The sequence below is a fragment of the Flavobacterium tructae genome, assembly GCF_002217475.1.
Taxonomy (GTDB): domain Bacteria; phylum Bacteroidota; class Bacteroidia; order Flavobacteriales; family Flavobacteriaceae; genus Flavobacterium; species Flavobacterium tructae.
Genome location: NZ_MUHH01000044.1, coordinates 1 through 21,793 on the forward strand (window position 1 = coordinate 1; position 21,793 = coordinate 21,793).

19 protein-coding genes and 3 tRNA genes are annotated in these 21,793 nt (G+C 35.7%); 15 read left to right on the forward strand and 7 right to left on the reverse strand.

Translation table 11 applies throughout. The features are described 5' to 3' along the window. Nucleotides 1-766: 766 nt before the first annotated feature. Complete coding sequence (locus tag B0A80_RS18060; RefSeq protein WP_089078204.1) at nucleotides 767-1,786, reverse strand: hypothetical protein; 1,020 nt, start codon at nucleotides 1,784-1,786, stop codon at nucleotides 767-769. A 200-nt stretch (nucleotides 1,787-1,986) separates the two neighbouring features. Here B0A80_RS18060 and B0A80_RS18065 point away from each other — a divergent pair, with 200 nt between their 5' ends. The 8 genes from B0A80_RS18065 to B0A80_RS18100 all read left to right on the forward strand — a co-directional run bounded on the left by B0A80_RS18065 (nucleotide 1,987) and on the right by B0A80_RS18100 (nucleotide 9,677). Then, nucleotides 1,987-2,502: an RNA polymerase sigma factor gene (locus B0A80_RS18065; protein ID WP_089078205.1), complete on the forward strand. Its 516-nt coding sequence runs from the start codon at nucleotides 1,987-1,989 to the stop codon at nucleotides 2,500-2,502. A gap of 50 nt (nucleotides 2,503-2,552) precedes the next feature. Beyond that, a complete protein-coding gene (locus tag B0A80_RS18070) occupies nucleotides 2,553-3,452 on the forward strand; it encodes a FecR family protein (RefSeq protein WP_089078206.1) in 900 nt (299 codons plus the stop codon). Nucleotides 3,453-3,536: 84 nt separating this feature from the next. Further along, nucleotides 3,537-5,987 (forward strand): TonB-dependent receptor, encoded by a 2,451-nt coding sequence (locus B0A80_RS18075; protein ID WP_233430773.1) that lies wholly within the window; start codon nucleotides 3,537-3,539, stop codon nucleotides 5,985-5,987. A 310-nt stretch (nucleotides 5,988-6,297) separates the two neighbouring features. Next, nucleotides 6,298-7,173: a COG4315 family predicted lipoprotein gene (locus B0A80_RS18080; protein ID WP_089078208.1), complete on the forward strand. Its 876-nt coding sequence runs from the start codon at nucleotides 6,298-6,300 to the stop codon at nucleotides 7,171-7,173. A 273-nt stretch (nucleotides 7,174-7,446) separates the two neighbouring features. Beyond that, nucleotides 7,447-7,842 (forward strand): OB-fold protein, encoded by a 396-nt coding sequence (locus B0A80_RS18085; RefSeq protein WP_089078209.1) that lies wholly within the window; start codon nucleotides 7,447-7,449, stop codon nucleotides 7,840-7,842. A 16-nt stretch (nucleotides 7,843-7,858) separates the two neighbouring features. Further along, nucleotides 7,859-8,701, forward strand: coding sequence for a DUF5777 family beta-barrel protein (locus tag B0A80_RS18090; protein WP_089078210.1), 843 nt, complete (start codon nucleotides 7,859-7,861; stop codon nucleotides 8,699-8,701). 20 nt (nucleotides 8,702-8,721) lie between these two features. Next, a complete protein-coding gene (locus B0A80_RS18095) occupies nucleotides 8,722-9,117 on the forward strand; it encodes a c-type cytochrome (RefSeq protein WP_089078211.1) in 396 nt (131 codons plus the stop codon). Nucleotides 9,118-9,122: 5 nt separating this feature from the next. Next, nucleotides 9,123-9,677, forward strand: coding sequence for a YceI family protein (locus B0A80_RS18100; RefSeq protein WP_026109932.1), 555 nt, complete (start codon nucleotides 9,123-9,125; stop codon nucleotides 9,675-9,677). Between the two features lie 665 nt (nucleotides 9,678-10,342). On the opposite strand, the gene B0A80_RS18110 is transcribed toward B0A80_RS18100, so the two are convergent. The 4 genes from B0A80_RS18110 to B0A80_RS18125 form a co-directional block, all read right to left on the reverse strand. After that, nucleotides 10,343-10,783 carry a DUF3592 domain-containing protein gene (locus B0A80_RS18110; protein ID WP_089078213.1) on the reverse strand — a complete coding sequence of 147 codons (441 nt, stop codon included), beginning with the start codon at nucleotides 10,781-10,783 and terminating at the stop codon, nucleotides 10,343-10,345. Between the two features lie 370 nt (nucleotides 10,784-11,153). Then, a tRNA-Arg gene (locus tag B0A80_RS18115) sits at nucleotides 11,154-11,227 on the reverse strand. Between the two features lie 30 nt (nucleotides 11,228-11,257). Next, nucleotides 11,258-11,332 (reverse strand) — tRNA-Pro (locus tag B0A80_RS18120). Nucleotides 11,333-11,346: 14 nt separating this feature from the next. Then, a tRNA-Ser gene (locus B0A80_RS18125) sits at nucleotides 11,347-11,430 on the reverse strand. Nucleotides 11,431-11,669: 239 nt separating this feature from the next. On the opposite strand from B0A80_RS18125, the gene B0A80_RS18130 reads away from it, so the two are divergent. The 4 genes from B0A80_RS18130 to B0A80_RS18145 all read left to right on the forward strand — a co-directional run bounded on the left by B0A80_RS18130 (nucleotide 11,670) and on the right by B0A80_RS18145 (nucleotide 14,739). Beyond that, nucleotides 11,670-12,848, forward strand: coding sequence for an acetyl-CoA C-acyltransferase (locus B0A80_RS18130; RefSeq protein ID WP_089078214.1), 1,179 nt, complete (start codon nucleotides 11,670-11,672; stop codon nucleotides 12,846-12,848). 68 nt (nucleotides 12,849-12,916) lie between these two features. Continuing rightward, on the forward strand, nucleotides 12,917-13,678 hold the full coding sequence (locus B0A80_RS18135) for a C40 family peptidase (protein ID WP_017495963.1): 762 nt from the start codon (nucleotides 12,917-12,919) through the stop codon (nucleotides 13,676-13,678). A 90-nt stretch (nucleotides 13,679-13,768) separates the two neighbouring features. Then, the gene (parS, locus tag B0A80_RS18140) at nucleotides 13,769-14,269 is read left to right on the forward strand and encodes a type II RES/Xre toxin-antitoxin system antitoxin (RefSeq protein ID WP_017495965.1); all 501 of its coding nucleotides are present in this window, start codon (nucleotides 13,769-13,771) and stop codon (nucleotides 14,267-14,269) included. After that, on the forward strand, nucleotides 14,269-14,739 hold the full coding sequence (locus tag B0A80_RS18145; RefSeq protein WP_070907169.1) for an RES family NAD+ phosphorylase: 471 nt from the start codon (nucleotides 14,269-14,271) through the stop codon (nucleotides 14,737-14,739). The genes parS and B0A80_RS18145 overlap by 1 nt, the downstream gene beginning before the upstream one ends. Before the next feature lie 85 nt (nucleotides 14,740-14,824). On the opposite strand, the gene B0A80_RS18150 is transcribed toward B0A80_RS18145, so the two are convergent. Beyond that, nucleotides 14,825-15,670, reverse strand: coding sequence for an AraC family transcriptional regulator (locus B0A80_RS18150; RefSeq protein WP_089078215.1), 846 nt, complete (start codon nucleotides 15,668-15,670; stop codon nucleotides 14,825-14,827). A 188-nt stretch (nucleotides 15,671-15,858) separates the two neighbouring features. Here B0A80_RS18150 and B0A80_RS18155 point away from each other — a divergent pair, with 188 nt between their 5' ends. Genes B0A80_RS18155 through B0A80_RS18165 form a run of 3 tightly spaced genes read left to right on the forward strand, consistent with a single transcriptional unit; the run spans nucleotide 15,859 to nucleotide 17,738 of the window. Continuing rightward, a complete protein-coding gene (locus B0A80_RS18155; protein WP_089078216.1) occupies nucleotides 15,859-16,464 on the forward strand; it encodes an NAD(P)H-dependent oxidoreductase in 606 nt (201 codons plus the stop codon). 2 nt (nucleotides 16,465-16,466) lie between these two features. Beyond that, on the forward strand, nucleotides 16,467-16,745 hold the full coding sequence (locus tag B0A80_RS18160; RefSeq protein WP_017495969.1) for a putative quinol monooxygenase: 279 nt from the start codon (nucleotides 16,467-16,469) through the stop codon (nucleotides 16,743-16,745). Between the two features lie 12 nt (nucleotides 16,746-16,757). Continuing rightward, on the forward strand, nucleotides 16,758-17,738 hold the full coding sequence (locus B0A80_RS18165) for a zinc-dependent alcohol dehydrogenase family protein (protein WP_089078217.1): 981 nt from the start codon (nucleotides 16,758-16,760) through the stop codon (nucleotides 17,736-17,738). Nucleotides 17,739-17,850: 112 nt separating this feature from the next. Here the strand turns inward: B0A80_RS18165 and B0A80_RS18170 are convergent, their stop codons facing one another. After that, nucleotides 17,851-21,534, reverse strand: a complete 3,684-nt coding sequence (locus B0A80_RS18170; protein ID WP_124020587.1) for a PKD domain-containing protein — start codon at nucleotides 21,532-21,534, stop codon at nucleotides 17,851-17,853. Nucleotides 21,535-21,793 lie beyond the last annotated feature (259 nt).

A 21,793-nucleotide genomic window follows, 5' to 3' on the forward strand; every position in this document is an offset into this window, starting at 1 on the left:
AGTTTTTTGAAGTTTTTTTTTAGAAAATTTCTTTTCGTTTTTAACTTCCCTCCTTACCAATCTTTCAATGAACTTCCCTTGTTTTGCGGGGTGCAAACTTAAAACTTTCTTTCTTTACTCGCAAGCTTTTTGAAATCTTTTTTTGAAAATTTCTTTCCGTTTTAATTCCTTCGCTTGTCAGTATTTCGGTGAACGTTTATCGCTGTTGCGGGTGCAAAAGTAGTCACTTTATCCGCTTTTACAAGCTTTTTCTAAACTTATTTTTAATCTTTTTCTTAACTGACTGGTTTGGCGTTTTTTACAAACCATCTTTTTTCTGCTCCTATAAAAATTAAACCCGACAGGTTCTAAAAACCTGTCGGGTTTGCTTCTTTCTTCAATTTCAATTCAATCCCCCTAGCCCCGATAGGAGTGGAAATCCTTTTGATTTTTCCTTTAAAAAGCAAAAGATTGAAGCGGATAGCGGGACAAAGCTTCGACTTCGCTCAGCTGGACAAAAAAACTACTCTTATATATAGTATAGAATCTCAAATACCAAGCTTCGACTTCGCTCAGCCGGACAGAAACTACTTTTCTTGCATTTTCGCTTAGCTGAACAGAATCACTCCTTATATATAGGTAGTAAAAAACAAACCCGACAGGTTTTCAAAACCTTTCGAGTTGTTACTATAATATAAGTAGGTATTAATTTAAACTATCAATAACTTCTTTGCAATACGAGTATATGCGATGATCTGGTTGACACGAAAACATCGTTCTTAAAGTATCATTGTTTTTGCAAATAAAGATAATCCGTAGTAGTACTGATATCACGTAATCGAATTTGAGAATTATTAAACTCAAACAACTTCCAGCTTCGATTCAATTTACTTAGCGGTTCTGAATTAAACTCTATTTTAACTTCTCTAACCCCATTCTGCAAAGTACTTTCCCATTGACCAGTTTGTGAGGTCGCTCCTTTTGTAGCCACTACAGATTTGTCACTTTTAAAAACAAGAGAATAACCTATATAAGTAGACGTCTTTTCTGAGTCATCAAAAAAATAAGGTATCTCCCAAGTCCCCTTTGTTATAGTTTGCGTAAAATCAAGTGTTACAATATTATTTTCAGGACAATTGTCAATCGCATATTTTATTGCATTTTCAAACTCTAAATTATTAGAGATTGACTTTGTCTGATTATTATAATCTGCTATCGAAATTGGATATTTTAATGAAATATACTGACTGCTATTCAAATTTTTTATAAAATTAAAGAAAGCCTGATCACTAACAATCGAAACAGAGCTTGCAATTTGATTCGCACTGTTATAAATATTAATCGTTATAGGATAGTTGATCTTTAGTCCATTAATTTTAGACAACAAATCTGGATAAAGATTCCAGTAGTCAATTAAAGCTTTAAAGTCAGATTCAGTCGGAATATTTTTTTCAATATAATTATAATACACCATCATTACAGGAAAATCAATTTTTACAATATCATCATCGTATGCATTTGCATTTATATTGTCTGTAACTTTTTTATAATCGGCAGTGGAGTTTATAGCAATTTTTGCATTGTTAACCGTAACGGTATACGGCAGCCTGATAGTACAATAACTAGATCCGTCGATTACATTATCCTGCACGGTTTGAACCATTGCAACCCTTTGCAGATAAGTAGTAAGCGGCGAAACATTTGTGACTGTTCCTTGTGCCGTATCGTCTTTCTCATCTGTTTCGCTCTGACAAGAAAGCAAAAGCAAGAAAGCCACTATTGATAAATATTTTTTTAAAGGGAACATATTTATATTTTTACAAAGGTAACAAAATTAAAGAAACTGTTTTTTAATAAATCCTCATCAAGGTCTTTCGTTTGATTCTACAAAACATTAATTATCAACCAAAGACAACACTTCCTATTTATATAAAAACAATCAGCTTTGCTTTTACCCTACTTAAACCAAAAACAAATACTTTTGCAAGGTAACAACTGAAAAACGAAATGCCACAAAAAGACCAATCCAATACTTGCGACGAAATAATCTTTTCGACTTTTTTTAAAAGTCAGGTAAAAGCACTTCGTAATTTTCTTTTTTACAAATTTGGCAATCTCAATCAGGCGGAAGATTTAGCCCAGGAGGCATTTGTAAAACTTTGGCAAAACTGTGCTTCTGTACCTTTGGAAAAAGCAAAATCATATCTTTATACTATTGCAAATAACAGTAGTCTCAATGCAATTGCACATCAAAAAGTTGCTTTGAGGTATGAGAAAAACTTCACCGGATTAGATAAAACAAATGAAAATCCGGAATATATTCTGGAGGAGAAACAATTTCAAGCCAAACTCTTGAAAGCCATTGAAAATTTAAACGAAAAACAACGTATCGCTTTTCTGATGCATCGAATTGACGGAAAAAAATACAGTGAAATTGCCATAGCGTTAGATATTAGCGTAAAGGCAGTTGAAAAACGCATACATCTTGCTTTACTAAGTTTACGCAAAGAAATTGATTTATAGAAGTAGGGTAAATTTAGATTCAATTGTTTTAACAACATAATACCAGTATAATGAAAAAAAATCGCTTATTAGCAAAATGGCTTAACAATGATTTATCTCAGGATGAATTAGCTGAATTTGAAGCAAGTCCCGATTTTGAAAAATACCAAAAAATAAAGAATTATACTGCTCACTTAGAAGTAGATGATTTGGATGAAAATGCCATGTTATCTAACATACTGAATCAGAAAACGGTAACTCCAAAAGCAATTCCATTATACAAAAACTGGATCTTTCGAGCTGCCGCGGTCTTTGTGTTGGTACTCGGAATTACGTTTGTTATGAAACTTTTGGTTCCTCAGACTCAAATCGCAAATTTTGGAGAGAAAACCACGTTTTCCTTACCTGATAATTCTGAAGTGGTCCTAAACTCAGGTTCTGAAATAAGTTACAAAAAATGGAATTGGACCAACAACAGGCACCTTGAATTAAAGGGAGAGGCTTATTTTAAGGTTGCCAAAGGCCAACGTTTTGAAGTACAGACCAGCCTGGGAAAAGTATCCGTTTTAGGAACTCAATTTAATGTTAAGGTGAGAAAAAACAAGTTTGATGTCGTTTGTTATGAAGGACGTGTAAGAGTGAATTACGCAAACACTCAAATTGTGTTAACTCACGGACAAAGCGTTAATTTTGAAAATGGCAAACAGGTAAACACCACTATAAACTCGTTAAAACCCGAATGGATTGACAATCAAATATATTTCTACCAAGAAAACATTAGAACGATACTGGACGAAGTTGAAAGACAATATAACATTACAATCGAACTAAACACAAAAGATACCACCTCCCTATTTACCGGAAAATTACCAGCTAAAGATTTAAATACAGCGATACAAATTATTAGTACAACCTATCATTTAGAGGCCAAAAAAGTCTCCAAAAATAAGATAATATTTGACGAGAAATAAATGTCATTCCCCAAACGGTTTCATTTTTTGTTTTTTATATTTTTTCTTGTCCTGAATGTTTGCTCTCAAGATAAGGGGAAAGCTGTGCCTTTTAAAAAAATTATAGCAGCAATTGAAAAACAACATAATGTAAGTTTTAATTATACAGAAGATAATATTACCAATCTACAAATATCTCCACCTAAAAAATCACTTACTTTAGATCAGAAGCTACAATATCTTACAGAAAAAACCAATCTGTCATTTGAAAACATTGAAAACCAATTCATTAATATTTATAAAAATGATAGTGAATCACAAATGATCTGTGGTTATGTTTTCTCTAATGACTATAAAAAACCTATTGAAAACGCTAATGTTAATCTGCTCAACAAAACTCAAGTCACAACCAATTCCAATGGCTATTTTGAGTTTAGAAAAGACAGTAAAAGCACCCTTCTGATCAGTCATGTTGGCTTTATCACCAAAAAAATTGTAGTTAATAATTCCTCTTCCAAAACTTGCCTGCAAATAACATTAGAGTCTGAAATAACGGAGCTTCAGGAAATTAAAGCCAATGCTATTTTGGCTTCAGGGATTTCAAAAAGCCCGGATGGATCTTTTGAAATTAAACCTAAGAAATTTGGTATTCTACCGGGACTTATAGAACCTGATGCTTTGCAAACCATGCAACAAATTCCTGGTGTCAACAGTCTTGATGAAAGTGTTTCCAGCATCAACGTACGCGGTGGCACTCACGATCAGAATTTATTTTTATGGAATGGAATACGGATGTTCCAAACCGGACATTTTTTTGGTTTAATATCTGTTTTTAATCCCAATTTGGCACATACCATTTCCATTTACAAAAATGGGAGCTCTGCATTTTACGGTGAGAGCGTATCTAGCGTAGTAGCCATTTCTTCTACTCCTGAAACATCTGAAAAGAATACTTTTAGTGCCGGAATCAATATGATAAACGCTGATATTTACGCCAAGTACAATCTTTGCAAAAAGAGTTCTATCGAAATTTCAGCACGTAAATCGATTACCGATTTTATAGAAACCCCAACCTATAAGGAATATTTTAATAAAGTATTTCAAAACACTACCATCACCGACTTTTCAGAAAAACAAAATATAAATTATCGCAGTGATAAAAAATTTGACTTTTATGATGCTACCTTAAAATATGCACGAAAAATAGGCACTAAAGATCAAATTATACTCGATTTAATCACGATTAAAGATAACCTGGAAGTTTTTCAAAGCGCCACCGTATACGACATAAATAAATCGGAAAACAATGTTTTGCGTCAACAAAATTATGGTGGAAATTTGTCATGGAACAGAAACTGGAACAACTTTAATACAACCAAAATTAATGTTTACAATTCGGCTTATGAACTTTTGGCCAACCAAAAAACTACTTTTGGAGATCAAATCGTGATTCAGGAGAATACGGTTAATAATAATGGAATTAATATGGAAAACCACCATATTGTCAGCTCTAAATTTAGTTTAAGCGATGGCTACCAATTTAATGAAATTGGTATTACTAATTTAGAACAAGTAACTAATCCTGATTTTTATCGTAAAGTAAAAGATGTATTAAAAACTCATGCTCTAATCTTAGAAGGAAAATACAACGACACACTTTCTCGAATCTATTTTAAAGCAGGCACCCGTATTAATTATATTGAAAAATTTAGAAAATACAATATCGAACCTCGCGTTCAATTTAATTACGGCATCAACAAAAGTTTAAATTTAGAATTGCTGGCTGAGTTAAAAAGCCAAAATTCACAGCAAATTATTGATTTACAGAAAGATTATTTCGGCATTGAAAAAAGGCGCTGGATCGTGTCCAATAATACAACCATTCCCATTCAAAGGAGCAAACAAATATCTTTAAACTTATTTTACAAAAAGAACAACTGGCTGCTGGATATAGAAAATTTTTATAAAAAAGTATCCGGAATCATAACATCCAGTCAGGGCTTTCAAAACCAATTAGAATTTGTCCGAATGACTGGCGACTACGAAGTCCTGGGAACAGAAATGTTGATTCAGAAAAAAATGAACCACTTTCTAACCTGGTTGAGCTATACCTACAACCATAATAATTACTATTTCTCTAATTTTGAACCTCCAAGTTTTCCCAACAATTTTGAGGTAATGCATACGGTGTCGTGGGCAGGAATTTATGAAAAGAACAATTTCAAAATAGCCCTGGGCACAAAATGGTCTTCCGGCAGACCAAAAACCTCGCCTGATTTTTCGCAAATTAATCTCTCAGATCCTGAATTGGTGTACAACAAACCAAACAATACTAATGTACATATTTTTTCACAAGTCAACATTTCCTCTACTTACAAGTGGGAAACCGCAAATGGAATTCAATACAAACTTGGTTTGTCTATTTTGAATATCCTAAACAGAAAAAATGAAATCAGTGAATATTATAGAGTAAGTTCTTTAACCAATTCTATAGAAGAAGTTGAAACTTTCTCGCTGCAAAGAACTCCAAACATGAGTTTTAGAGTTTCATTTTAGCCTTATTCCACAAGGTTTACCTAAAATTACTTTTCTTTTTTTAATAAAACAACAATTCTTTGGTAGGGTAACCTTTATCAAAGCTGTTTTACTATTGAATCTTATCCAAATAAAAAGTGACTTTAGTAAACAACTTCATCCAATACCATTTAGTGTATTTTTTCTATGATAGTTCATAGACCTCGAATTCATCGCACGAATTACCGATCAAAAGCAAGTACCTCTTGCTGATATCTAGACATTATAATAAAACACTTTACTAAATAGGTAAAGCATATTTCCCATTTCATATAACCTAAATTAAAAAACCATGAAATCAAAACCATTTAAACTAGCTTTTACTGCTCTTGTAGCCATCCTATTTCTTGCCGGCTGTAGCAATGACAAGGATAACACTACCGTTACTCCGGAAGCAAAAAAAGAAATTGCACTTTCAACAAGTACCACATTAGGCTCTTATCTTTCTGATAAAGATGGAAAATCTTTATATTTTTTCGCAACAGATGCAAAGGGTCAAGCCTCATGTACAGGCGGATGCGAAGCTGTTTGGCCTCCATTTTATGTAGATAATTTAACTGCTGAAAAATTAAGTAGCGGATTAACACTCACTGATTTTACTACCATAACTACCATATCAGGTAAAAAACAGCTGACCTACAAAGGATGGCCATTGTATTATTATGCGCCAAGTATAAACGGAACTAATACACCGGAAACTGCCGGACAAACAACAGGAGATGGTGTTGGCGGTGTTTGGTTTATAGCAAAACCAGACTATTCGATTATGTTAGTCAGAAGTCAGCTTCTTGGACATGACGGAAAAAACTACAAATCTGATTACACTGTCGGCGATGGTCTGACAACCTACTTTACAGATGCAAAAGGACTAACACTGTATACTTTTAAGAATGATAATTTCAAGAAAAACAATTTTACAAAAGCAGATTTTTCAAACAATGCCGTTTGGCCTATCTATGAAACAGACAAAATAGTTGTTCCTTCTACTCTTGACAAATCTAAATTTTCTGTAATTACGGTATTTGGTAAATCTCAATTGGTTTACAATGGCTGGCCTTTGTATTATTTTGGACAAGATGCCAACGTAAGAGGTGCCAATAAAGGAATTAGTTTTCCGAGTCCTGCCGTTTGGCCAGTACCCGTAAAAGATTCGCCACCGGCAATCTAAAGAGCATAATATTTCTCTCCAATTCATTTATACATTCTCTTAGCCTACAATTATTCAAGTTAGTTCTACTTTCAGTTGGGCTAACTTGAATTTTCATCTTTTCTCCAACCTTACAACAACTAAAGACCCCAGACCTTAAAACCTCATCCTCATTCTATTAACAACAGAATCTTACTAAATCTCGTACTTTTTTTAAAAAATATCACTTTTAAAGTAGGGTAATCCGCATTAAAGCTGTTTTACTATTGAACCCTATCAAAAAAAGAATAAAAAATGAACAGAAAAAGAATCGCACTTGCAATTGCAGCCTCGTTAGTATTGATTTCGACAGGCCTCTATTTTTATTACGGTTTTCTCTTTAAGGAAGCACGCAATATAGAATCTGAAATACCTGAGTTTAGCATAACAACAACAAAATTGCTTGATGATTATAACTCAAATACAGAAAAAGCAGATTCATTATATCTCAATAAAACGATAGAAATAACCGGCAAAGTAACCAAAGAAACTGATTCTGTTGTGATACTTGAAAACAACATTTTTTGCTTGTTTACCAAAAAAACAAAAGACAAATTATTGAACAACAAAGTAACCATTAAAGGCAAATGCATTGGTTTTGATGAATTATTTCAAGAAGTCAAACTAGACCAGTGCACCATTAATCAATAAATCAATTCATCCATTTATGAAAAAAATTTTAGTCCCAATCTGCTTTTTCCTGGCTACTATAGCTTATTCGCAAGATGATTTACTAAGCAGCCTTGACTCTACTCAGGTACAGGAAAACTTTCCCACAGCAACTTTTAAAGCCTTACAACTGGTCACCTTACAAACCACAAAAATGCCTGCAAAAAAAGAATTCTATTTTGTAGTCTCTCATCGTTTTGGCAGTGTTAAAGATGGTTTTGACAGTTTTTTTGGCCTTGATAATGCCACTACAAAACTTGGCGGTATTTATGGCGTTACAGACTGGCTATCCGTAAGCCTGTCCCGACATACCTTAAACAAACTGTATGAAACAGGAGCAAAATACCGAATAATGAGACAAAGTAATAGCTTTCCCGTAGACATTGTTGGTTACAGTGTTGCGGATATCAATACATTTCTGGAAAAAGATCAATATCCTGGTTTAGAATTTAAGCATCGCATAACTTTTGTACAACAATTACTAATATCCAGAAAAGTCAATGAAAAACTATCATTAGAACTAGTACCCTCATTTGTGCATAGAAATCTTTACAATCCGGACTTAGAAAGAGACAACCAATTTTCTTTTGGCGGTGGCGGACGTTATAAAATTACCAAAAGATTATCTGTCAATTTAGAATACATGCACAACTTTAATAAACCTAATTTTTATGAAAACCCACTGTCTGTTGGTCTTGATGTCGAAACCGGAGGGCATGTATTTCAATTAATTTTCACCAATTCGCAAGCTATGAGCGAAAGCGGATACCTTACCAATGCCGCCGGAAACTGGGGGAAAGGAGATTTCTTTTTCGGATTTAACTTATACAGAGTATTTTAATAACTACAAACAAGCAAACCATGAAAAAAACATTAGCATTTACAATTCTAACAGCTGTACTAACACTTACAAGCTGCAGTGATTCTGATACTTACAAAGATATAGAAACTCCTCCGGTTACAGACAATCCTACTCCGGGACCCGAAACACCAACCACTGCAATTAGTTATTCTAAAAATGTAAAAGCAATTATTGACGCCAATTGTGTAGGCTGTCATCAAAGCGGAAGATCCGCAGGTTTCAGACCATTGACCACTTATGCCGAGGTAAAAACAGCCACTGAAGGTGCCGGTTTACTAAACCGAATTCAACTACAAAATGGTCAGCAAGGAATTATGCCTCAGGCAGGAAGAATGTCTCAGGCCAATATCGATTTGATTGTGAAATGGAATACAGACGGACTAAAAGAAAACTAATTATTATGAAAAAATCGTTTCTTAATTTCTTTGCAGTGCTCTTACTCATTTTGATACATACCAATGGACATGCACAAAAAGTAATCACAAAAACAGGTACTATAAAATTTCAGGCGACTGTGCCTTCCTATGAAGAAGTTGCTGCTGAAAATAAAAGCGTGTCTGCAATTCTGGATCAATCTACAGGAGATTTCGCAGCTCTGGCTCTGATAAAAGGTTTCCGTTTTAAGGTTGCTTTAATGGAGGAACATTTCAACGAAAATTATATGGAGTCTGAAAAGTTTTCAAAAGCAACTTTAAAAGGCAAATTAGAAGATTTTGATATTTCTAAAATTACCAATACCCCTAAAAATTTCACTCTAAAAGGCGATCTTACCATTCATGGAAAAACAAAACCTATTATAGTAAACGTCAAAATATCCAAGGCAGCCAACGGTTTTAGTACCATAGGTTCATTTGAAGTCAAACCTGAAGATTTTGATATCGAAATACCAAGTCTTGTCAGAAAGAAAATTGCTGACAAAATTAAGATTAGTTACAATTTTCTGTTAGTTAAATAATCCATTTTAAAAGATCAGGCTTAACTAGTGAGTAGAATTTCCCAATTCAACATTAACCAGCCTAATAACTTTTTGCTTTAAAAGATTATTAAACATGACTATTGGTTAGAGGTCAGTTTCATACTTAGCTGGCCTCTTCTTCTATTAACCTAAAAAATTTCAAATGATCTGCAAAAATTATATTGTTACAGGTGAGGATGTAAACGATCTCATGGTCATGGAGAAGGCCGCATACAACTCCTATACACTACGATTACTATACCGTTTTTTATTCCAAAATGGATTTTCAAGAGAAAGACTAAATTCTTTACAACTCGATTTACAAGAAAGGAAATATGCACTGGTCTGTTATAAAAACCTAATGTTTACGGAACATTTTTTTGTTGAGATGAAATATTGCTTAATAAATGACAAAATCAATATTAAAAGTTGCTTTTTTAATTCCAAAAATGAATGCTGTGCTGAGCTCATTAAAGAAGTAGAATGGTTTGATTCTATTCGTAAAGAAGTCATCACTGCACCTAAGAAGATTCTAAAGCATTTTAATACCAGTAACCCGGTAAAATTCCGGAATCCATAAAAATCCGGCTCATTACTTCTGAGTCGCTATTATTCTGCTTTTAATATTATGTAAATTTAAAAGTTAAAGGCTTGAAAACTCAATATCAGTCCGTTTTCCTACTTTTTTGATACTCGTTTAAAATAACACCAAAACCCATTAAAAGGAAAAATACGCCAAAACTACCCAAAAGCATTGGGTCTACAATATAAGCGTAAATCCCGTCAATCTCCGCTTTATTCGGATTAGTTGGATCATACAAAACCTTAACGGGACTTCCTGCAATGTAAGTCGGAAGAGAAGACCCCACATTAGAAGTGAAATCTATTGGCTTACCTGATTTCGTAATAAATGAAACATGAGGATAATAAAGCGATCCATTCTTATTGCCAGCAAGAGGTATCGACTCGATAACTGTACCGTAAGCAATACTTGCCTTTTCAATAAAATTTAATTTCTGTTGAAAAAGATAAAATGCCCCCACTAATAGAGTCAAACCAGGTATAAAACAAACATAAATAGCCGCAAGAATTTGTCTTTTATTCATAATTTATTTTATTACTAAAAATAATGCTTGTCCCACATTACCCTGCAGGTCATTACTAATTGCTTTATCAGAAATGACTATACATTCATTCTCTCTAATTCAACCTGTTATTTGCAAACCATCAACGCTCCTTTGATAATGAAAAGTTTCATCATTTTTAGATTCCCCCTTAATCCGATGCAGATCAAGAAAAAAACCAATCTAACACATCATAAAAAAAGTCACTCAATTGGGTCGCTTTTCGTGAACACAGAAAGATTCAAACCTTCGACCGTCCCGATAAAAATTAGGATACCTATCCAACTGCGCTTGCAGCCAAATCTCAATTTATTACAAAACAAAAAAGCCACTCGATTGGAGTGGCTTTTTGTGAACGCAGAAGGATTCGAACCTTCGACCGCCTGCTTAGAAGGCAGGTGCTCTATCCAGCTGAGCTATGCGTCCATTTTCATTAAACTTCCGACAAAGTTCTTGTCGGGGTGGCAGGATTCGAACCTGCGGCCTCCTGCTCCCAAAGCAGGCGCGATAACCGGGCTACGCTACACCCCGAGGCAAAATCTAAGCGGAGAGACAGGGACTCGAACCCTGGCGACGGTTACCCGTCGACAGATTAGCAATCTGCTCCATTACCGCTCTGGCACCTCTCCAAGCTCAAGAAACGTGTTCTGTTTTGCGGTTGCAAATGTAAGACAACATTCCATATCTCACAACTATTTCGGAGCTTTTTTTTAAGTTTTTTTAATCTTTTTTTCAAAACGCTTCACAATCAAATAAATAGAATTAACTAAAAATTCACATTAAATTTAAAATTCAATCGAATTGACACAAAATTTGAATTTATTTAAATAAAGAGTAAATTTGCTTGATTAACTAATATTAACAGAAAATGAACAAAAGAGTTGTTATCGTTTCTGCCGTTAGAACGCCTATCGGAAGTTTCATGGGAGGTTTATCTACTGTACCTGCCCCTAAGTTAGGTGCTGCCGCAATAAAAGGCGCACTTCAAAAAATTAACCTTGACCCAAAATTAGTTGATGAAGTATTTATGGGTAATGTGGTACAGGCCGGAGTTGGTCAAGGACCAGCACGTCAGGCTGCGCTTTTTGCCGGTTTATCTGAAGAAGTTATCGCTACAACCGTAAACAAAGTTTGTTCTTCAGGAATGAAAGCTGTTATGTTCGCCGCACAGGCTATCGCTTGTGGTGATGCTGAAATCGTAGTAGCCGGAGGAATGGAGAACATGAGCTTGATTCCACATTATGTACAAATGCGTAACGGAACTAAATTTGGTCCGGCTTCTATGCTTGACGGAATGCAGAAAGATGGTTTGACAGATGCTTACGATAACAACGCAATGGGAGTTTGCGCTGATTTATGTGCGTCTGAATACAACATCAGCCGTGAAGAACAGGATAATTTTGCTATTCAATCTTATGAAAGAAGTGCAAAAGCCTGGAATGCCGGAAAATTTGATAATGAAATTGTTCCTGTAGAGGTTCCACAAAGACGTGGTGAACCTGTCATCGTTTCAAAAGACGAGGAATACACCAATGTAAAACTGGAGAAGATCCCTACACTAGGAGCTGTTTTTACTAAAGACGGAACGGTTACTGCTGCTAATGCTTCTACGATAAACGACGGAGCCGCTGCTTTGATTCTAATGTCTGAAGAAAAAGCAACTTCCTTAGGATTAAAACCTCTTGCTTACATTAAAGGTTATGCAGATGCTGCTCAGGAGCCAAAATGGTTTACAACAAGCCCGGCAAGAGCATTACCAAAAGCCTTAAACAAAGCAGGAATTTCAATAAGTGATGTTGATTATTTCGAATTCAACGAAGCATTCGCGGTAGTTGGATTAGCCAATTCAAAAATCCTTAGTCTTGATAACGACAAAGTAAACGTAAATGGTGGAGCTGTTTCATTAGGACATCCTCTAGGATGCTCAGGAGCAAGAATCATCGTAACTTTACTAAGTGTTTTAGAACAAAACAATGCTAAAACCGGAGCTGCAGCAATTTGCAACGGCGGTGGCGGTGCTTCGGCAATTGTTATCGAGAGAGCCTAAATACTATTCTGTTAGGAGTTATTTGTTTTCCAGATAACTCCTAATTTTTAACTTATAAACTACCCTAAATGTTCGGAATTTGCAATCTAGCCATAGTACCCGTAAGAGCTGAGCCAAGTGACAGAAGTGAAATCGTTACTCAACTTTTGTTTGGTGAACATATCGAGATTTTGGAACGTCAAAATCAATGGGCCCGAATAAGAATTCAATACGACGACTATGAAGGCTGGGTAGATTCAAAACAATACCAGATTATCTCTGAAGCAAATTTCAATCAATTAAGCAGTGAAGCTATTATCCTAAATGCCGACTTGATTGACTACATCACTTCTTCAAATAATTTGTTACTGCCAATTCCCCTTGGCGCTTCTTTGTCTTTTTTAAATAACAGTGAAATCAATATCTCAAATTTTGATTTTGAAGGCACCAAAACCAGCGGCATCAAGCCTAAGAGTGCTATCATAAGTACTGCTTTTATGTATCTGAACGCACCTTACCTTTGGGGAGGTAAAACTCCTTTTGGAATTGACTGTTCGGGTTTCACTCAAATGGTTTACAAGTTAAACGGCTATAAAATTCATCGTGACGCCTCACAACAGGCTCTTGACGGAGAACCCTTGAGTTTTATCGAAGAAAGCGAAGCCGGCGACTTAGCCTTTTTTGATAACGACGAAGGAAATATCACACATGTTGGTATTATTATGGACAATAATTACATCATTCACGCCAGCGGTAAAGTTCGCATTGATCGTTTGGATCACTTAGGAATCTACAATCCCGAAACAAACAAACACACTCACAAATTGCGTGTAATTAAGAAGATCATTTAACTCTATCCTTGTAAATCGAAAATATTTTTTTTTCCAAACTTTGACATAAACAACAGAATTGTTGTATCTTTATAACAAAATAGTTGTATCATGGAAAAGATAAAACAAAATACAGAACCTTTTGATACTAAGAGAAGCATTCGAAATGCTTCCGGGAAAGTAATTTCTATTAAAAGATCAACTCTAAGTTCTGATGGGAAAGAATACAGCTGGAGCAACAAAATGGAACGTGTTGGGGTCATCCGATCCGGTATTCCTTATGATTCAATTGAAGTCATCAGCAGGCGATTAAACAACCCTGTAAAATCTATGCTGGCAATTGTGGGAATTCCTCAAACCACTTACAACAAGAAAAAAAGCGAGCATTTACTTTTAGACAGCAGAGACAGTGAATTGGTTATTTTAATCAATGAACTGATCGATTACGGCCTGGAAGTTTTCAATAATGAAGAAGAAAAATTTCAAAGGTGGCTTAAAAAGCCTAATTTATCTATTGGCGGAAGTACTCCTGAAAACATGCTGGACACTGTAACAGGAATTAACGAGGTAAAATTTAGCTTAAACCGATTAGAGTACGGAAACTTAGCTTAATGAAGGTTTTTAGAATCGAAAGAGAAAAATACCTGTCCACTACTTTAGCAGGAATCGGAGCCTCGATGTCTGAAGGTTTCCGATGGAACAGCCTCAACACCCGTATGGTTTACACAGCTGAAAGCAGAGCGCTCGCCACACTTGAAGTATCTGTTCATTTAGATTTAAGTGAAGATTTGCCTCTGGATCGGTTTTATGTCGAAATCGAAATCCCGGATGAAATCACCATTCAGGAAGTTCGTCTGGAAGACTTACCGGAAGACTGGAATTCCAAACCACCAATCCTGATAACACAAACCATTGGCGACGATTTTATTGATTACAATGAAGCTGCTATTTTAAAAGTTCCTAGCTGTATTGTACCGCAGGAATTCAATTACCTCATAAATCCCGCTCATCCGGACAGTAAGAAAATTAAGGTTGTCAGCACTACCCGAATGAATTTTGATTCCAGATTTAAAACATCTTAGACCAAACACTAATTTCACGAATTAACACGAATTAAAATCTTTCTAATCCATCTAATCTGTGGCAAAAAATTAGTGTAATCCGTGTTTAAGCACTGATCCTGATTGTTTTTCTAAACTCGGAAGGACTATTTCCTTTTTGTTTCTTAAAGAATTTATTAAAATGACTTTCATCTGTAAAACCAAATTCATAAGCTATTTCATTGATTCGTTTATCACTGAATTGCAAACGATGTTCAATCAATTTTGTTTTATAATTACTGATGTACTGCTGCATGGTTTCATTTGCATGCTTCTTGAAATAACGTCCTAAATAGGTACTTGAAATTCCAAAAAAGTCACTAATCGATTCTGCTTTGATTTTCTCAGGATAATAAATATTGTTTTGAATGTATTGTAAAATATCCATTGCTTTTGCCTCACAGCCAATATTTACCTGTTCCGGCAGGTACTTTGCGATATTTCTTGCTACCACGATAATTAGGGTGTTGACCAATTGCTGAATCAATTCTTTATTATAAACATCCTTATCTTCATACTCCCGAATAATAGCCTCCACCATAACTTTTACAAGGCATTTATCGGCAACATTTTTTAAAATACAGCCCGGTTGATGATTTGCGTTTTGTAGAATATACTCTAAACGCTGAATGTTTTCATTTTGAAGACTTGAATTTTTCAGGTAAATATCATTAAATCTCAAAAAGAAAAAATTTGTTTTGGTCTCAATGGTAAAATTATGACAGTCTTCAGGTGTAAGCAAAAACAAATGTCCCGCATCGTATTCAAAAACATTTTTATTAATACACTGCAAGCCCGTTCCTTTCAAAACATAAACCAATTCAAAAAAGTTATGACGATCTCCTACATCCGGATATTCCTCTAAAGTCTCAAAAGAAACATTGAACGGTTCATATAAATTTTCTTTTTTCATACTGCCTATTATTTATTACCGTTGCAAATATACCTAAAAAACACAAATATATACCATTCTATATCATTAAACATGGTATAATTTTGCCAAATAATTCTTTAACGTCTTTTTTGAAACGTTAAAAAAATCATGCCTTAATCTATTACAATAATTTATACGCAAACAAAATTTACAAGAACATTCACAAAATGAAGAAAATTTTTATTATCAACGGCGGGCAAAACTTTGCTCATTCAGGTGGAAAATTCAATCAAACCATTACGGACTGGACTATAGAATATTTAACGACCAGCGATAAATATGAGGTGAGAACAACTCATATTCAGGATGAAATCGATCTTGAAAAGGAAGTCGAAAAATTCGTATGGGCTGATTTAGTGATTTATCATACGCCAATCTGGTGGTTTCACGTGCCTAATCTTTTTAAGAAATATATTGACGATGTTTTTACTGAGGGTCATGAGAAAGGAATTTACAAAAATGATGGCAGAACAAGAACGAATCCCGATGTTAATTATGGCACAGGCGGACTTTTACATGGACGAAAATACATGCTTACCACTAGCTGGAATGCTCCAGCAACGGCTTTCACACTTCCGGGAGAATTTTTTGAAGAAACTACTGTAGACGAAGGGGTTATGTTTGGTTTCCATAAAATGAATCAATTTGTAGGAATGGAAAAACTGGATGGTTTTCATTTTCATGATGTAGAAAAGGGAGCAACTGAAGAAAATATTGGTATCTTTAAACAAAACTATACCAACCATTTAAAACAAATCTTTAAAACTATATGATTATGATTTCAATTACTGCTATTTTAAAAAGTAAACCGGAAAATACAGCTCAAATCAAAAACATGTTAAACCATTTGGTTACTGAAACCAGAAAAGAAGAGGCTTGTATTCGATATGATTTGCATCACAGCGAAAATATTTTTATTATTTGGGAAGAATGGAAAGACCAGCCAGGCCTTGATATTCACAACAATCAACAGTATCTGCAGGATTTTATTAAACAAAGTGAAGGTTTAATCTCCTCGCCCATTCAGGTTTACAAAACAGCACAAATATTATAATCAAAGTTAGCAATGAGAGCACTTTTAACGACTACTTACGAATCTGATTTTGTAAGTACTGAAATAGAAAAACCGACTCCAAAAGAAGGAGAGGTTTTAATCAAAATTCACGCAAGTGGTGTTAATCCTATCGATAACAAAATTCGTATTGGGGTTTCACCTTATGCATCGCCTGTTTTACCAGCGATATTAGGAACTGATCTTGCCGGTGTTGTTGAAGCAGTTGGAAAAAACGTTACCGATTTTAAAGTTGGTGATGAAGTTTACGGGCTCGCCGGAGGTGTTTTGGGACTTCAGGGAACATTAGCAGAATACACTGCTGTTGATGCCGATTTACTGGCCATAAAACCAAAGAATTTAAGTATGAAAGAGGCTGCAGCCGTTCCGCTTGTATTGCTAACAGCCTGGGAGGGTCTAATTGACAGGGCAAAAGTAAAAAAAGGCGATCAGGTTTTGGTTCATGCCGGAGCCGGAGGTGTTGGACATATGGTCGTACAGTTGGCCCGCATTTTTGGTGCTGATGTTTATGCGACTGTTTCTCCTCAAAAAGCCGCCATCGTTGAATCATATGGAGCAACTCCAATTGATTATAAGACAGCAAAAGTTGAAGATTATGTAAAACAATTTACAGGCGGAAAAGGTTTTGACATTATTTACGATACGGTTGGAGGTCAATCTTTGGATGATTCTTTTACTGCTATCCGTCATTATGGTCAGATTGCCAGTTGCTATGCTTTTGGAACGCATGCATTGGCGACGGGATCACTTCGATCTGCAAGTTTACATGGTGTTTTTGTTTTACACCCAATGATTAGCGGTGAGGGCAGAAAACATCATGGAGATATTTTAAAAGAAGCTGCCAAATTTATAGAAGAAGGGAAATTAAAACCTCTTATTGATCCCAGAAACTTTACTTTAGATACTGCTATGGACGCTCATAAAGCGGTTAGTGATAGTTCTTCTGTTGGAAAAATTGTTGTGGATATCGTTTAATTTCAAAATTTGATCCTTTTTTTGGGGAGGGTCAATTTTCTGATAAATCATTAAATAAAAAAGAGACTGTATCCCAACGGAAACAGTCTCTCTCTTTTTATAACAGCCTAAATTACTGCTTTATGATTTTCTGGGTGAAAGTTTTCTTCGCTGAAGAAGTTACATTAAGAAAATATACCCCTCTTGTTTTCCCCGATAAATTAATTGTTTTTTCTGTGCTATTCCCTCCGGAAAAAGTTTCGGCATGAATCATTTTTCCTTCTGCACTATGCACTGTAACGGTATAACTATCCGCCGATGATGGCGTTACTACATGAAAAACATTAGCAGACGGATTTGGATAAACCTGAACTCCTTTCAGGTTGTTTATTTCTCTTGGTTTCGTTACCGCCAAATTAGGACCGTTGTCTACTTTTAAATTATCAAACCAGATTCTGGTTCCAAAACCTGAAGTGCTTTTAAATTTAATTAAAACATTTTTCTGTTGCTTTACAATACCTAAATCGATCTTTTCGGCTCTCCAGTCAGAATCTTTGGTTGGAGTCCAATCGTTTGTTTCGTTTGTTGTAGTGGTTGCAGGATCGTCCTGAATTGGAGGTGAAACAGTCTGTAGCTGTATTTGATTTTTAGAATACACATTCGTCCACGTCACACCACAATCTGAAGATACGAGAATATCAATCTTATCGGGTGCCGGTTCAGGGTCATATACGCTTAAATATTGAGTATAAGCCAGATCAAAATACAAATAAGGTGTTGCAGCAGAAGAAAGATCAACTGCTTTTAAAACAAGTTCGTCGACCTTAGCTGCCGGGTTGTCAGCATTATTGATTACCAGACAGGATAAGTCTCCTTTACCAACATCCGAACGTTTTTCCCATGTAATAGCATCTTCACCCGGATTAATGACTTGCCAATCCTGAACAGGAAAATTTCCTTCAAAATTTTCTAAAAACGGAAGGCTGTTTTTACTTTTTACGACCACCACACCGTTTTTTGTCATCACAGTTCCTGCTCCATAAGCATTAGAAGCTGTTAAAGTTACATTATAAGTTCCCGGGCTATCATAAACCACGGTAGGTTCTTTGCTTGTTGAAGAAGACGGTGTACCTCCCGGAAATGACCATACCCACGCCGTAGGTTCTCCTGTTGAATTATCTTTGAATGCAATTGGAAGATCACTACACAATTTATCGCTCTTCAAAACAAATTCTGAGAATGGAGTTTCTTTGCTATCAAAATTAAATTTCAAATTGTCAATCCATATTCTTGCGCCAAATCCAGAAGTATTTTTGAATTTAAATAAAACGTTCGGTTCTCCTTTAAATCTGGACAAAGTAACTCTCTCAGTTCTCCAGTGCGAGTCTAAAGACGGAATCCAATTGTTGGCATCGGCGCTTTCAAATGTTTCCAGTTCCATATGCGTTTTTTTATAAATGCTTTCCCAGGTCAGTCCGCAATCTTTTGAAACAAGAATTTCCAGAGCATCCGGACTCACTGCATCAAATTTAGCATAGGCAACATCGAATGAAAAATCGGTTACTCCAACTGATAAATCAGCTGGTCTCAGAATAATTTCATCTACCTCACCCACCTTATCGTTGTCGGCATTATTCATAACCATACAAGAGGAGGAGTTACGCCCTACTCCAATGCGTTGTTCCCAGGTTAATTTGTTGTCCGGATTAATAATTTCCCAGTCTGTTGGTGGAAAAGAACCTTCAAAGCCTTCGGTAAAAGAAGTTTTATAAGGATCAACAATCGTTATAAAATTGTTTTTAGTCGTTATTGTTCCGCTACCATTGGCATTTTTAGTAGCCAGTGTTACGGCATAAGATCCCGGTACCTCATAGATTACTGTTGGGTTCTGATCTGTAGAACTTGACGGCGTTCCTCCAGGAAACGACCAGTTCCAGGACGTTGGATTTCCTGTTGAAACATCTACAAATGGAGCCGTAAGACTTGTACAACGCGTATCTCTCATGCCGGATGCAAAATCAGAAACCGGAGTAGCAGCCTGTGTAACCGCAACATTTACATTATCAATCCAAATTCGCGTTCCATAGCCCGATACGTTTACAAAACGAATCGAAACATTGTTGTTGCCGATATAAGCAGTAAGATCGACTACTTCTTTTCGCCAATTGGCATCTGTAACCGGTATCCAATTATTGGCCTGAGCGGTAGGAACTGCTGTGGTTTGTAAAATCGTGTGCGTTTTCGAATAAACATCATTCCAGGTCTGTCCGCAATCTGTCGAGACCTGTACTTTTAAAACATCAGGGCTTACATCATCAAACTTGGTATATGCCACGTCAAAATACATTTGGCTGTTTTGTCCTGCGGTAAAATCGAAATAAGGCAATCTGATATAATCCAAAGCTCCCAATACCGAATTATCAGCATTGTTCATAATCATACACGAACTGTCATTATGCCCCACTCCTTTTCGCTTTTCCCAGCCAAGACCTTTGTCCGGATTTGTCACTTCCCATCCTCTCGGAGGAAAAGCACCTGTAAAACTTTCCGTATAATTTGCATTTGATTTTTGATCTACTTCGATATAATTGACTACTTCTTTCGTATTTGTTCCCAACGAGTTGGTTACTTTCAAAGTTACTTTATACTTTCCTGATGTGTTATATGTCACCGTCGGATTTTGATCTGTAGAGGTTGCCGGAGTTCCTCCTTCAAATGTCCAGACTCTTGAATTAGGCAATCCTAAAGAAACGTCTTTAAAAGCTATTGCTTTTCCGGAACAAATAGCGGTTGTACTGCTGCTAAAATTAGCCGTCGGATTGCTTTCAATAACTCCTACTGCACTAAGATTAGCCGGGTCCCATAATACCCCTCTTGGATATTTGGCAACCGTTTTGTCTTCCAGCCAATAGGTCATTGCATTGGTCTGATCGCGGGTATACATATTCTGACATTCCGTATTGTAATCCATGTGATTTTCGGCATTGGCATAAACTCCACAGCTGTTTAGCACATTTCTGGTACAGCCTTCAGCAACTTTCGTAGGAGGAGTATCTGCCATCCCGTCGTTTACCGGATCACAATCGTCCTGAAAAGTGTGTTTTAATCCAAAATAATGACCAAACTCATGTGTCATTACCTTTGCAAAAGTAGCACTTGCATGTGATCCGCAGGTACTCCCAATGTACCTGTGATTGAAAGCCACGCGTGGTATCGCATCCTGAATGGGTAAAAATGCATGCCCTGAACCGGTAGGTCCCTGTCCTGTATTGGGTTCATCAACCACCAAAACATCCAGATAATATCTGCTGTTTTTACCGTACCAGATGTAGTCATAAATTTTAGCATCATAGCCGTCTGCAACGTGTGCCTCGGGATGCCAGTCTAAACCCGGAATTTCTAAAGGATTGCCCTCCGGATCTACAGTCGCCAAGACAAACTGAATGTTCAGTTTACTTTTAACAGCGTCAAAACGAGGATCGGTCATAGCATACCCCGGAAACAAACCATTAAAATCCTTGTTCACCGTTAGCAGCGCATCGTCGATTCGGCATTTCATCTGCTCTTTGGTAAAAACATTATTAATATTCGTTCCGTCGGCCAGAATGTGAAACACGACCGGAATAATATAAGGAACAGTAGCAGCTTTCTTTGTATTTCCTTTTTTCCAGGTTTTAATTTTAGAAAGCGATTTCACAAATGCGGTCTCTTCCTTTTGAGATAATTGAGTTCCACAACCAATTGGATTCTGGTTCTGCCCAAAGGAAATGCAGCATTGAAGCAGAAAAACTGCAGCAATAAAGTAGTTTTTTTTCAAAATAATGGTCTTTTTGTTAATTGTTATTTCAAACACAAAATCAACAAGAAATTTGTTAAAAAGATAAATTTTTAAAACAAATCAATCTTCAATTATTCATATTTGATAGTTTTTTTTATAAAAATATTTAATTAACAACTGGAAAAAAGATATTATCTTATTGTAAAATAATTGTATGTTATCTAGTTTTTATTGTTTTGACTAATCCAAAAAAGAAAAAACATCATTCTAAAAATGTGTTTTTTACACAATTCGGAAC

Bases quoted from the DNA above. Each gene is read 5' to 3' on its own strand.
- B0A80_RS18145 (WP_070907169.1), top strand. From the start codon at position 14,269: ATGAAGGTTTTTAGAATCGAAAGAGAAAAATACCTGTCCACTACTTTA.
- parS (WP_017495965.1), top strand. From the start codon at position 13,769: ATGGAAAAGATAAAACAAAATACAGAACCTTTTGATACTAAGAGAAGC.
- B0A80_RS18155 (WP_089078216.1), top strand. From the start codon at position 15,859: ATGAAGAAAATTTTTATTATCAACGGCGGGCAAAACTTTGCTCATTCA.
- B0A80_RS18100 (WP_026109932.1), top strand. From the start codon at position 9,123: ATGAAAAAATCGTTTCTTAATTTCTTTGCAGTGCTCTTACTCATTTTG.
- B0A80_RS18080 (WP_089078208.1), top strand. From the start codon at position 6,298: ATGAAATCAAAACCATTTAAACTAGCTTTTACTGCTCTTGTAGCCATC.
- B0A80_RS18130 (WP_089078214.1), top strand. From the start codon at position 11,670: ATGAACAAAAGAGTTGTTATCGTTTCTGCCGTTAGAACGCCTATCGGA.
- B0A80_RS18060 (WP_089078204.1), bottom strand. From the start codon at position 1,786: ATGTTCCCTTTAAAAAAATATTTATCAATAGTGGCTTTCTTGCTTTTG.
- B0A80_RS18085 (WP_089078209.1), top strand. From the start codon at position 7,447: ATGAACAGAAAAAGAATCGCACTTGCAATTGCAGCCTCGTTAGTATTG.
- B0A80_RS18165 (WP_089078217.1), top strand. From the start codon at position 16,758: ATGAGAGCACTTTTAACGACTACTTACGAATCTGATTTTGTAAGTACT.
- B0A80_RS18095 (WP_089078211.1), top strand. From the start codon at position 8,722: ATGAAAAAAACATTAGCATTTACAATTCTAACAGCTGTACTAACACTT.
- B0A80_RS18150 (WP_089078215.1), bottom strand. From the start codon at position 15,670: ATGAAAAAAGAAAATTTATATGAACCGTTCAATGTTTCTTTTGAGACT.
- B0A80_RS18090 (WP_089078210.1), top strand. From the start codon at position 7,859: ATGAAAAAAATTTTAGTCCCAATCTGCTTTTTCCTGGCTACTATAGCT.
- B0A80_RS18135 (WP_017495963.1), top strand. From the start codon at position 12,917: ATGTTCGGAATTTGCAATCTAGCCATAGTACCCGTAAGAGCTGAGCCA.
- B0A80_RS18070 (WP_089078206.1), top strand. From the start codon at position 2,553: ATGAAAAAAAATCGCTTATTAGCAAAATGGCTTAACAATGATTTATCT.
- B0A80_RS18065 (WP_089078205.1), top strand. From the start codon at position 1,987: ATGCCACAAAAAGACCAATCCAATACTTGCGACGAAATAATCTTTTCG.
- B0A80_RS18110 (WP_089078213.1), bottom strand. From the start codon at position 10,783: ATGAATAAAAGACAAATTCTTGCGGCTATTTATGTTTGTTTTATACCT.
- B0A80_RS18160 (WP_017495969.1), top strand. From the start codon at position 16,467: ATGATTTCAATTACTGCTATTTTAAAAAGTAAACCGGAAAATACAGCT.